This window comes from Thermodesulfobacteriota bacterium, assembly GCA_040755095.1.
In the GTDB taxonomy this organism is placed as follows: Bacteria; Desulfobacterota; Desulfobulbia; order Desulfobulbales; family JBFMBH01; genus JBFMBH01.
Genome location: JBFMBH010000135.1, coordinates 1 through 11,891, shown reverse-complemented (window position 1 = coordinate 11,891; position 11,891 = coordinate 1). Strand labels below are relative to the sequence as shown.

At 69.6% G+C, this 11,891-nt stretch carries 13 protein-coding genes; all 13 read left to right on the top strand.

Annotated elements, in window-relative coordinates:
- Positions 1 to 236: 236 nt before the first annotated feature.
- Positions 237 to 1,247: a hypothetical protein gene (locus AB1634_16280; GenBank protein ID MEW6221072.1), complete on the top strand. Its 1,011-nt coding sequence runs from the start codon at positions 237 to 239 to the stop codon at positions 1,245 to 1,247.
- Positions 1,237 to 1,791: an AAA family ATPase gene (locus tag AB1634_16275; GenBank protein MEW6221071.1), complete on the top strand. Its 555-nt coding sequence runs from the start codon at positions 1,237 to 1,239 to the stop codon at positions 1,789 to 1,791. Before AB1634_16280 ends, AB1634_16275 begins: the two co-directional genes overlap by 11 nt.
- A gap of 43 nt (positions 1,792 to 1,834) precedes the next feature.
- The gene (locus tag AB1634_16270; GenBank protein MEW6221070.1) at positions 1,835 to 2,266 is read left to right on the top strand and encodes an NIL domain-containing protein; all 432 of its coding nucleotides are present in this window, start codon (positions 1,835 to 1,837) and stop codon (positions 2,264 to 2,266) included.
- Positions 2,267 to 2,275: 9 nt separating this feature from the next.
- Positions 2,276 to 3,004, top strand: coding sequence for a DNA repair protein RadC (radC, locus tag AB1634_16265; GenBank protein MEW6221069.1), 729 nt, complete (start codon positions 2,276 to 2,278; stop codon positions 3,002 to 3,004).
- Complete coding sequence (gene hemW, locus AB1634_16260; GenBank protein MEW6221068.1) at positions 3,001 to 4,152, top strand: radical SAM family heme chaperone HemW; 1,152 nt, start codon at positions 3,001 to 3,003, stop codon at positions 4,150 to 4,152. Before radC ends, hemW begins: the two co-directional genes overlap by 4 nt.
- Positions 4,153 to 4,182: 30 nt before the next feature.
- Positions 4,183 to 5,571: a DNA repair protein RadA gene (gene radA, locus AB1634_16255; GenBank protein MEW6221067.1), complete on the top strand. Its 1,389-nt coding sequence runs from the start codon at positions 4,183 to 4,185 to the stop codon at positions 5,569 to 5,571.
- A 359-nt stretch (positions 5,572 to 5,930) separates the two neighbouring features.
- Positions 5,931 to 7,550 carry a response regulator gene (locus AB1634_16250; GenBank protein ID MEW6221066.1) on the top strand — a complete coding sequence of 540 codons (1,620 nt, stop codon included), beginning with the start codon at positions 5,931 to 5,933 and terminating at the stop codon, positions 7,548 to 7,550.
- Positions 7,551 to 7,558: 8 nt separating this feature from the next.
- Entirely contained in the window at positions 7,559 to 8,020 is a 462-nt protein-coding gene (locus AB1634_16245) for a prepilin-type N-terminal cleavage/methylation domain-containing protein (GenBank protein MEW6221065.1), read from the top strand.
- 14 nt (positions 8,021 to 8,034) lie between these two features.
- Positions 8,035 to 8,451, top strand: a complete 417-nt coding sequence (locus tag AB1634_16240; GenBank protein MEW6221064.1) for a prepilin-type N-terminal cleavage/methylation domain-containing protein — start codon at positions 8,035 to 8,037, stop codon at positions 8,449 to 8,451.
- 11 nt (positions 8,452 to 8,462) lie between these two features.
- Positions 8,463 to 8,969 (top strand): type II secretion system protein, encoded by a 507-nt coding sequence (locus AB1634_16235; GenBank protein ID MEW6221063.1) that lies wholly within the window; start codon positions 8,463 to 8,465, stop codon positions 8,967 to 8,969.
- Between the two features lie 29 nt (positions 8,970 to 8,998).
- On the top strand, positions 8,999 to 11,077 hold the full coding sequence (locus tag AB1634_16230) for a hypothetical protein (GenBank protein ID MEW6221062.1): 2,079 nt from the start codon (positions 8,999 to 9,001) through the stop codon (positions 11,075 to 11,077).
- Positions 11,078 to 11,109: 32 nt separating this feature from the next.
- Entirely contained in the window at positions 11,110 to 11,445 is a 336-nt protein-coding gene (locus tag AB1634_16225; GenBank protein ID MEW6221061.1) for a hypothetical protein, read from the top strand.
- 93 nt (positions 11,446 to 11,538) lie between these two features.
- The coding region (locus tag AB1634_16220; protein MEW6221060.1) for a biotin/lipoyl-binding protein at positions 11,539 to 11,891 on the top strand (353 nt) is incomplete at its 3' end.

Here is an 11,891-nt window from a genome sequence, read left to right as displayed (position 1 = left end):
GGCCCCGGGATGCCACGGTCCGGTGCCCCTTCCTGGCCTCCATCCTGCCGGGCCGCACGGGCTGGGACAGCAGCAGCGCCTGACAGCTAAGCAGAAGGAGTCGGGCAGGTCAACGAAAAATCCCGGCCCCGGTCCCGCCGGGAGTGCCGGGCGCCGGTTTACGGCCCGGGTGCTTTTTGGTACAGTACGTCCCGCGCTGCACTCGGCTCTTTTCGCTCTCTTTTCCGGAGGCTTCCATGTCCGCAGCCCAGCTGCCGGCCTTTGTCCAGCTCCTCCTCGATCCCACCGCCTACCCGCACCCGGTGCCGGCGGTGGAGCTGGTGCAGACCCATATCTCCTATGTTTTCCTGGCCGGCCCCCAGGTTTACAAGTTCAAGAAGCCGGTGGACTTCGGCTTCCTGGACTTCACCACCCTGGAGCGGCGGCACCATTTCTGCCAGCAGGAGCTGCTCCTCAACCGCCGGCTGGCGCCCAGCATCTACCAGGGCCTGGTGACGGTCACCGACGAGGGCGGCCGCCTGGCCCTGAACGGCGCCGGCCCGGTGGTGGAGTATGGGATCAGGATGGCCCGCATGCCGGCGGCAGGGATGATGGGCCGCCTCATCAGCGAGGGGCGCCTGGGGCCGGACGACATCGACCGCATCGTCGCTACCCTGGTGCCCTTCTACGCCCAGGCCGCCGGCGGCCCGGAGATCGGCGCCTTCGGCCGGGCCGAGGCGGTGGCCGTGAACATCACCGAGAACTTCCGGCAAACGGAAGGGTTTGTCGGCAGCCCTGCCCTGAGCCGCGACCAGTTCGACGCCATCGTGGCCATGAGCCGCCGGGTGCTGGCGGATCACGAGCGGTTCGACCGCCGGGTGGCGGCCGGCCGGATCCGGGACTGCCACGGCGACCTCTATTCCGCCAACATCTGCCTGGCGGACCAGGTCTATATCTTCGACTGCATCGAGTTCAACGAGCGCTTCCGCTACGCCGACGTGGCCTCGGATCTGGCCTTCCTGGCCATGGACCTGGAATTCCACTGCCTGACCGGGCTCGCGCAACGGCTGGTGGACCGCTTCGTGAAGGCAAGCGGCGATGAGGGCCTGCCCGGCATGCTCGACTTCTACAAATGCTACCGGGCCTACGTGCGGGGGAAGATCAACCTCTTCACCGCCCATGCCCCGGAGGTGGATGCCGCCAGCCGCCAGGCCTGCCAGGAGCTGGCCGGCCGCTACTTCCGGCTCGCCGCGACCTATGCCGCGTAAGGCCCGTCTCGTCGTCTTCTTCGGTCTGGTGGCCACGGGCAAGACCTGCCTGGCCCAGGCCTTTGCCCGCCGGATCGGCGCCCGTCACCACAACTCGGACGAGGTGCGCAAGGAGCTGGCCGGCCTGGCCCCCACGGCCCGGGCCCAGGAGGAGCTGGGGGCGGGCATCTACAGCCCGGAGCTTTCCCGGCGCACCTACCGCGAGCTCCTGGTCCGGGCCGAGGCGGATCTGGCCGCCGGCCAGCCGGTGGTCCTGGACGCGGCCTACAAGACCCGGGCCGAGCGGCAGACGGTGCGGGAGCTGGGCCAGCGCCTGGGGGTGCCGGCGCGGTTTGTCTTTTGCACCTGCCCCGAGGCGGAGGTGCAGCGGCGACTGGCCCTGCGGGCCCAGGATCCGGAAGCCGTCTCCGACGGCCGCTGGGAGATCCATCTCGCCCAGCGCCGCAGCTTCGAAGAGCCGGCCGCCGAGGAAGACGACGTGCTGGTTCTGGACACCGCCCATCCCCTGCCCGAGCTGCTGGCCAGGCTGGATGCCGCCGGCTGACCTTCGCATCCCTCACCCCCGCCTCGCCCGGAGGACTGACCCTGTGTACGCCCGTATCTATGTCCTGCGCTTCCCCAAGAGCATCGTTGACCAGCCCATCGTCTGCGACCTGGTCAAGCGGTTCCAGATCGATTTCAACATCCTGAAGGCCACGATCCTGCCTGGCCACGAGGGCCTGATGGTCATCGAGCTCCGGGGTCACAAGCCCAACGTGGACAAGGGCCTCACCCACATGCGGGACCTGGGGATCCAGGTGGAGACCATGGCCACCGAGATCCGGCGGGACGACGAGGCCTGCCTCCAGTGCGGCCTGTGCACCGGGCTCTGCCCCACCGGCGCCCTGGCCATCAACCGGGAGGACATGGGCGTGGTCTTTCAGCCGGAGCTGTGCTCCGGCTGCGCCCTGTGCCTCAACGTCTGCCCGGTGCGGGCCATGGCCATGACCCTGAACGGCACCATCTCCTTTCCCGACTGAGACCGGACCATGGAGGAAGCCCAGTGGCAGGAGCGGGTGGCCGGCCACCGCCAGCGGCTGCGGGACCGGTTCCTGGAGTCGGGCCTCGACGGCTTCACCGACTGCGAGGTGGTGGAGATGCTCCTGGCCCTGGGCACCCCGCGCCGGGACACCAAGGCCGCGGCCCGGGCGGCCCTGCAGCGCTTCGGCAGCCTGGCCGGGGTTCTGGAGGCGCCCCAGGCCGCCCTGGAGGAGGTGCCCGGCATCGGTCCCAAGAACGCGGTTGCAGTCCGCTTCATCCACGGGGTCGCCCGCCGCTTCCTGGCCCGGCGCCTGGTGGGCAAGAGCTACCTGACCTCGGCGGCGGCGGTGGCTGACTACCTGCGCCATGCCCTGGCCGACCGCAAACAGGAGGTGTTCGTGGTCATCCTCCTGGATGCCGAGCACGGGATCATCGACACCCGTTTCCTTGGCGCCGGCACCCTGACCGCGGCCACCGTCTACCCCCGGGAGGTGGTGCAGCTGGCCCTGGCCCACCATGCAGCGGCCCTGGTGGTGGCCCACAACCATCCCTCCGGCCACCTTGCGCCCTCGGCCGCCGACCGGCGCCTGACCCAGCAGCTCCATGTGGCCTGTACGGTGCTGGGCATCCGCCTGCTGGATCATCTGCTCATCGGCGCTGGCCCCGAGGTGTACAGCTTCGCCGACCAGGGCCTGATGGCCGAGATCCGCGCCGCCGGTGACCGGCTGCTGGCATGAGCCACCCCCTGGTCCCCGCCCCCGGCCTCTACCTGCACGTCCCCTTCTGCCTGGCGAAGTGCCCGTATTGCGCCTTCCGCTCCCAGCCGTACCAGGCGGCCGCCGGCCGGCGTTACCTGGCAGCGGTGGCCGCCGAGATCGCTCTTTGGCGGCGTCACCCTCTGGTCCGGGATTGCCGCTTCGCCAGCCTCTTCGTGGGCGGCGGCACCCCGACGGTTCTGGGCCTGGCCCTGCCGGAGCTGCTGGCGGCCTGCCGGCAGAGCTTCCGGTTGGAGTCCGGGGCGGAGGTGACGGTGGAGGCCAATCCCAACACCGTGGATCCCGGCCTCCTTGCCGCCCTGCGCCGGGCAGGCGCCAATCGCCTGAGTCTCGGCGCCCAGTCCCTGGACAACGGTGAGCTCACGCAGCTCGGCCGCAGCCACGACCGCACCCAGGTGCTGGCCGCTACGGCCATGGCCCGCGAGGCCGGCTTCGCCAACCTCAATCTGGACCTCATGTACGGGCTGCCCGGCCAGAGCGAGCGCTCCTGGCAGGACAGCCTGGAGGCGGCCATCGCCCTGGCACCGGCGCACCTGGCCGTCTACGAGCTGACCGCGGAGCCCGGCACCCCCTTTGCCGCCCGCGTCGCCGCAGGACAGCTGCGGCTGCCTGCCGAGGACCGCCGGCTGGCCATGGACGGGCTGGCCCAGGACCTCCTGGCGGCCGCCGGCTTCGAGCGTTACGAAATCGCCAACTACGCCCGGCCGGGCTATGCCTGCCGCCACAACCTGGGCTACTGGGCCAACGGACCCTACCTGGGCCTGGGACCCGGCGCGGTCTCCTGCCTGGCCGGGGTCCGTTTCGAAAACGAAGGGGATCTGGACCGCTATTGCCGGCGGGCTCTGGCCGGCTCGGCACCGGTGGCGCGGGGCGAGGCCCTGACCCGAGGCGCCCGCTTCCGGGAAACGGTGATCCTGGGCCTCAGGCGTCTGGGTGGGGTGGACGGCCGGGAGCTGGCCCGGCGCTTCGGTCTGAGCCTGGAGACGGTCTACGGCCCGACCCTGGCCGCGCTTGTGGAGCAGGGTCTGCTGATTCGGGAAGGGGAAGGGCTGCGCCTGTCGGCCGCCGGCCTGCCGGTGGCCAACCAGGTGCTGGCCGAGCTGGTCTGATGCCGCAGGGCCTGAGGAGATAACGGCGTCATGGCCAAGGAAGAAACCGCCTTCGTGTGTCAGGAATGCGGCTTTGCCACCGGCAAGTGGCTGGGACGCTGCCCGGACTGCGGCGCCTGGCAGAGTCTCGTCGAGGAGCGGCGCAGCCCGGCCCGGAGCGGCAGCCGGCAGCCGCCAACCACCACCCGCCAGCCGCTGCCCTTGAGCGCCGCCGCCAACCGGCCGGAAGAGCGTCTGGCCACCGGAAGCAGCGAGCTGGACCGGGTGCTGGGCGGGGGCCTGGTGCCCGGCTCCCTGGTGCTCTTGGCCGGGGAGCCCGGAATCGGCAAGAGCACCCTGCTGCTGCAGCTTCTGGCCGGCATCGCCCGCCAGGGCCGGACGGTGCTCTATGTCTCCGGCGAGGAGTCCGGGGCCCAGATCGCCCTCCGGGCGGACCGGCTGGGGATCAGCGCGCCCGGCCTGCTGGTGGCCGCCGAATCCTCCCTGGAAGCCGTCCAGGAGATGGCCGCCGGCTCACGACCGGCGGTCCTGGCGGTGGACTCCATCCAGACCATGGCCGCAAGCGATCTCACCTCCGCTCCCGGCTCGGTGGGCCAGGTGCGGGAGAGCGCCGCCCGGCTGCAGGTCCTGGCCAAGGGCCAGGATCTGTCCATCGTCCTGGTGGGGCACGTCACCAAGGAGGGGCTGATCGCCGGCCCCAAGGTCCTGGAGCATCTGGTGGACACCGTGCTCTCCTTCGAGGGGGACCGGGGCCACCTGTACCGCATCCTGCGGGCGGTGAAGAACCGCTTCGGCCCCACCAACGAGATCGGGGTCTTCGAGATGAAGACCCAGGGCCTGGTGGAGGTGGGCAACCCCTCGGAGATCTTTCTGGCCGAGCGGCCGGTCGGGGTGCCCGGCTCGGTGGTCCTGCCCAGCATGGAAGGGAGCCGGCCGATCCTGGTGGAGGTGCAGGCCCTGGTCAGCCCCTCGGGCCTGGCCATGCCCCGCCGCACCGCCATCGGTGTCGACCCGCAACGGCTGGGTCTTCTGGCCGCGGTTCTGGAAAAAAAGGCGGGATTGAGCCTGGCCACCTGCGACGTCTTCGTCAATATCGCCGGCGGCATCCGGGTGGACGAGCCGGCCCTGGACCTCGGCGTGGTGGCGGCTGTGGCCAGCAGCCTCCTGGAACGGGTCATCCCACCCCGGACCGCGGTCTGCGGCGAGGTGGGACTGGCCGGTGAGGTGCGGGCGGTCTCCCAGATGGAGACCCGAATCCAGGAGGCCAAGCGCCTGGGCTTTTCCCGCCTGCTCCTGCCCCGGGGCAACCGGGAGCGGCTGGGCACCACCGCAGCGGCCGGCATGGCCCTCATTGGCGTTGCCGACCTGGCCGAGGTCCTGGCCGCCCTGTTTGCGAGCGGACCCGACCCCGCAGCCTAGTTGGTCATGCCCAGGATGATCAGCACCACTGCCACCAGCAGAAAGAAGATCCCCGCCTTTTCACACTCGATGCCATCCGCCGGATGATGACCGTGTCCGCCCATGACGCCCTCCCGATGCGATGAAAGATCCTGGCCGCGGCCCTTATGCCGCGGGCTCCACTTTACGCCATCGCCACCTCGGTTGACAACGGATTCTTCCCTGCCCCTGCCTCCGGTTTTGTGCTAGGATGAGAGGTGCTGTGGAAGCCACCAGCCGGAGATCGCTGCCACGCTTGTTCTCGCGTCTCAAGGCTGCCAGCGCCAACCCGCCGGCACCAGCATCAACACCGCCGCTTTGTCCCCCAGTGTGGCGCCGTCATGACCGAAGGCCCCGTTCTGCTGAGCATCGACGACGAAGCGCCCATCCGCGAGAGCATCCAGGCCTACTTCGAGGACGTGGGCTTCACCGTGCACACCGCACCGGACGGCGCCAGCGGCCTGGCGGCGATCCAGAGCTGCCGGCCGGATGCGGTGCTTCTGGACCTGCGGATGCCGGACATCGACGGCCTGGAGGTCCTGGCCCAGATCGTCCGCTACGACCCCACCATCCCAGTGATCGTGGTCTCCGGCGCCGGCATGCTCCGGGACGCGGTGGACAGCATCAAGCTCGGCGCCTGGGACTACGTCACCAAGCCGATCCTGGATCTGGAGGTCCTGGAGCATGCGGTGCGCCGGACCCTGGAGCGCGCCGCCCTCATCCGGGAGAACGAGATGTACCGGCTGCACCTGGAGACCCAGGTGGAGGCCCGAACCGCGGAGCTGGCCGCCGCCAATCTGCGCCTGCGCCAGGAGATGGCGGAACGGGAGGCGGCCGAGCGCCAGAAGGCGGCCCTGGAGAGGAGCCTGTTCCAGGCGCAGAAGCTGGAGTCCATCGGCCGGCTGACCAGCGGCATCGCCCACGACTTCAACAACGTGCTCACCGGCATCCTGGGCTATGCCGAGATCGCCACCCGCCAGCAGGGCAACCCCACCGCGGCCAGCGACGCCCTGGCCATGATCCAGGAGGCGGGACGCCGGGCTGCCGATCTCACCCGGCAGCTCTTGGCCTTCAGCCGGCGCCAGCGGCTGTCCATCCGGGTGGCCCGCCCGAATGCCGTGGTGCTGGAAACGGTGCGGCTCCTGGACCGGCTGCTGGGCCCCGACATCCAGCTGGAGCTGCAACTGGCCGAGGGGCTGGACAACATCCGGGCCGACGTCGGCCAGCTGCAGCAGGCGCTCATCAACCTGGTGGTCAACGCCCGGGACGCCATGCCGGCCGGCGGTCGCCTGCTCCTGGCCACCGCACCGGGCGGCGGCCCTGCCGAGATGGTCTTTGCGGTCAGCGATACCGGGGGGGGCATCCCCAGCGACATCCAAAGCCAGATCTTCGAGCCCTTCTTCACCACCAAGGAGGAAGGCAAGGGTACTGGTCTCGGCCTGGCTACGGTCCTGGGCATCGTCCAGCAGCATGGTGGCCGCATCGAGCTGGAGAGCGAGGCCGGCCGCGGCACCACCTTCCGCATCCATCTGCCCACCACCGGCGAGCCGGTCTCCGGCCCTCAGCCGGAGCTGCGGCCAGTCCTTGGCCAGGGCCGCGGCACCATCCTGGCGGTGGACGACGACCTGCTGGTCCGGCGCCTGATCGCCGACGGCCTGTCGCCCCTGGGCTTTTCGGTGCTGGTCGCAGCCAGCGCCGCCGAGGCACGCGCCATGGCCTGCGCCACCGCCGGGATCGACTGTCTGCTCCTGGACGTGGTGCTGCCCGACGGTCACGGCCCCGAGCTGGCCGCCGAGCTGCGCCGCTGCCACCCCCAGGCCAGGCTGCTGCTGATCTCCGGGCACCCGGAACGGCTGGATCCGGTACTCTTCCCGGCGGCCGGCACGGCACTCCTGGCCAAGCCCTTTCTGCCCAGCCAGCTGGCTGCCACCATCCGCACCCTCCTCACCCAGCCGGCCTGAGCCCAACCATGCCCCGCACTGTCTTGCGCTGCCGCCCGGGCTTTACCCTCCTGGAGACCGTCGCCGTTCTTTTGCTGCTGGGGGTCCTGGCGGCGGCGGTCCTCAGCCGCTTTTCCGGCGACACCGGCTTCGAGGCCAGCGCCGAGTGGGACCTTCTGCGCAGCCGGCTGCGCTACGCCCAGAGCCTGGCCATGAGCTCGGACATGATCTGGGGCGTGGGCTTCACCAGCGACTCCTACCAGCTCTACCAGGTCGTGGACAACGCCCCCCAGGCCCAGCCCTTTCCCCGGGAGACCGCGACCTCCGTCAACCTGAGCCGGATGACCATCTTCGGCCCACCCGCCAGCATCGCCTTCAACGGCTTCGGCACGCCGGTGGACAACGCTGGCGTGCCCCTGGCGGCAGATACGACCCTGACCACCTCGGTGCGGTCGATCCGTGTGGTCCGCAATACAGGCTATATCCCATGAAAAGGCAGCAACGCTTGGCGAGATCAACCGGCGGGTCATTTCCGGCTGGCCGCGGCGAGTGCGGTCTCACCCTGATCGAGATCGTCACCACCCTGGTCATCGCCGGCATCCTCATGTCCATCTTTGCGCGTTATATGGCCACCAGCACGGTACACAGCCAGGCGCCCCTGGACATGGTGCACAACGAGCTCCTGATCCAACAGGTGATGGAACAGATCATCGCCGACTACCGGGAGGCCCTGGCCAACGATACCTTTGCGGTGGCCACCGCCAGCTACACCGGCTACTCCGGCAATGGCACCACCGTGACCCAAGGCCAGATCGCCTTCAACGGCAACGGCGACGAGACCAGCTGCGCCTCCGGCTGCCGGCTGCTCAAGGTGACGGTCAGCCGGGGCATGCACTCGGCTCTGGTCGTTCTGTCCCAGTGAGCGCCAAGACCATGCGCCGCCACCAACCGGGCTTCTCCCTGATCGAGGTCATCGCCGTCCTGCTCCTCCTGGGGGTTCTGTCTGCCTTTGCCGGCATGGGCATCGTCTCCGGCGTCAACGCGGTCCAGTCGGCCAAGGAAACGGTGGACCTGGCGCAAAGGGCCCAGTTCGCCCTGACCCGACTCAGCCGGGAGATGCTGGAGCTGGGCGCTCTCACCAGCGGCCCGGCGCCGCCCATCGTTTACCAGAACTTCTCGGGCACCCACACCCTGACCCATGATGTCAATCTGAAGACCTTGGCCCTGGACAACGACCTCTTGCTGGACCGGGTCAACGCCTTTGTCCTCGTCTACCGACGGGCCGACGGCAGTGCCTGGAACAGCGCTGCCGATCCCTTGAGCCAGCTTTTCGAGGTGTCCATCCAGCTGAGCCTCAATCGCAGCGACGGCCAGGTGGTGACCTTCCAGACCACCGTGTCGCCCCGCAACAACGGCACGGTCAACGGGCCGACCGCCTGAGCTGGCGCACGCCCAGGGAGCCCTTTGCCATGAGCCTTCGTCCTGTCCCGCCCTGGCGCCGGGTCCTGGCCGGTCGCCAGGGCAGCATCCTCATCGGCCTCATCTTCACCATGCTGGTTTTTGCCACCCTGGGCACGGTGATGCTGCGGCTGAACAGCACCGCCACCGACAGCCAGGTGGATGCCACCTTTTCCACCCGTTCTTACTATCTGGCCGAATCCGGCTACCGTTACCTGGCGTCCGAGTATCTGGGCGCCTCCACCTTCGCCGCCCGCATGGCGGTGCTGGAGGGCGCCGACGGCAGCACCTTCCACATGGCCAACAACCAGGGCGATTTCCAGCTGCAGGTCCATCCCTACTGGCTGATCACCACCGCCAGCCACGCCACCGGCGCCACCACCGTCGCCACCAAGGTGCCGGGCAGCTTCTCGTCCCATTTTGTCCTGCCTTCCCCGGCGTCGGTCAAGATCGGCACCATCATCTACGCCAATGCGACCATCGCCACCACGATCCCCAACCTGGCCAGCATTACGGTGCCCGGCGGGCTGCTGGAGGACGTTTCCCAGGACTCCGGCGTCTACCTGGTGAGCTACCCCAACAGCGGTCAGACGGTCAGCGCCGGCAGCAGCCTGGTGCTCCAGTCCGGCACCCCGGGCATGTTTCCGGCCCGGAACGGCCAGGTGGAGATCGAGCTCAAGATGTTCCTGTACCAGAGGGCGACCCCCGGCTCCGGCACCGTCACCCTGGAGGGCCTGTCCGGCAGCCCCGGAGACTTCCCGGTGAGCGTCACCACCGCCACCCCGGTCATCCTCAAGAAGTTCCTGGAGGTGGCCTCCGTCGGCTCGGCCGGCTCCGGCTTCACCCTGGTCAACCGCACCATCACCTACAACACCCCGGTCCCGGACACCGTGGAGATGCCGTCCACCCCGGACAACCAGCCGGTGGTGGACGAGGATTTCCAGGACCTGACCAGCTGGGACGTGCCGCAGACGGACAACCGGGTCTCCATCCAGGGCTTCCAGGCGCAAAACGGCACCCACAGCTACTGGATGGCCATCCGCAACCTCAGCACCGGCGAAAACCGGGAGCCCGATCCCCAGAACCCGTCGTGCAACATCGGCTTCCACACCGTGCGCCTGGCCACCACCAGCGCCATTGTCCAGACCCTCCAGGAGGCCTGGGCCGACCACGGCCATCTCTTGAGCTACGACGCCCAGGCCAAGGTGGGCTGGGGCTACCTGCTCGACTACGGGGTCAGCGGCATCGGCTTCCGCTGGCACCGGCCATCTCCCAGCGAGCCGACCCTGTGGGCCGGCTACGGCCTGTCCTTCATGCGCTACCAGACCCGGCCGACGGTCTGCGCCAGCCCCATGGACGGCGACTTCATCCCGGACGCCATCAAGCCGCCCGGCAAGGCCGGGCGGCTTTTGCTGGTGCTGTGGGATCAAGGGGTCTCCGGCACCAGCGTCAGCCGCCGCTGGCTGGCCTACGCCGATCTGGGCGACCCGGCCAACCGGCCGGCCGCCCGGGATCCCAAGGTGGTCGGCAGCCAATGGCAGTACGACGGCAAGGTCAACGACAACGCCACCGTCACCGTGCGTATCGAGGAGAAGAAGATCAACGGCGTCCCGTTGAACGACATCAAGGCCTTCTACGGCGATGCCTCCACCCTGTATGGCGGTCGCCTCGGCAACGCCCTGGCCACCGATCTGACCGTCCGCCTGCCCTACAGCCCGAGCTGGGTGAATCCTGCCCTGTGGCCCAAGTGGCCGGCCAACCAGATCGCCAGCTGGCTGGCCACCGGCGACTACTTCTCCCTGGCAGCCGAGTACCCGCCGGCGCCGGACAACGCCCTGTTCTGGACCATCAACAGCGCGGCCGCCGACGTCCAGCTGCTGCCCGACGAGCGGACGGTGCGCAGCCGGATCTTCATCACCAACAGCCTGTCCAGCTTTCCCACCGACCGGGCCGAGCTCGGCCTCAACGCCTTCGGCCGCCTGAGCGGCAACTTCAACGAGTCCATCGCCTTCGATGACTTCAGCCTCCAGCTCCTGGGCGGCTATGCCAGCGGCTCCGGCGGCGGCTTCATGACCACGGTTCAGCAGTGATCCGCACCTGGCCGACCAGTGGGAGAGCCTTCATGACCCCGACCCTGCGCTTCCTGCTCCTGGCCCTGGCCGTGGCCGCGGCCAGTCTGATCAGCCCTCCTGCCTGGTCACTCCTGGGCCAGCCGCCTGGCCTGGATCTCGAAGCCGACCTCGGCCTGGATCCGGCCGGCATGCAGGTGGTGCGGCCGGAACCGCTCCGGGCGCAGGGCATGCGGCGGGTGCGACCGGGCGACCGGATCCGGATCATCCCCACCCAGGACGGCGGCTTCCTCCTGGAGAACGAGCGTACCCGGGACCGGATTCCGGCCCGGCCGGCTGGCCGCGACCGGGACAGGGGCCGGCCGGCGCGGCCGGAGCGCCGCAGTTGACAGGGCGCTGCCGAATCTGGTAGGCCAGCATAGCCCGGCCGGGCGGGGCGCGCCTGCCTCGCCCGCTGCACCGGCGCCTGGACCTCTCTTGGCATGACGCGTCTGCTCCTTCTGCTCATCGTGGTTGTCCCTGCCGCGGCGGCTGCCTGGTATGCCTGGCGGCCGCAGCCCCTGATGCTGCCTGTCCAGCCGGCCGAGCTGGGGGTGATCGAGCGCACCGTGGTCAACACCCGGGCCGGCAGCGTGGCGGCCTGTCGCCGGGCACTGCTCTCCCCATCCGTGGGCGGCCGTATCACCGCCTGGCCGACCAGAGAGGGCATGCGGGTCATGCAGGGCGACCTGCTTCTGGCCTTGTGGAACGAGGACCTGGAGGCGGCGGTGGTGCTGGCCCGGGCCGAGGCCGCCAGCGCCCGGGCCAGAGAGGAGTCGGTCTGCCAGGAGGCGGG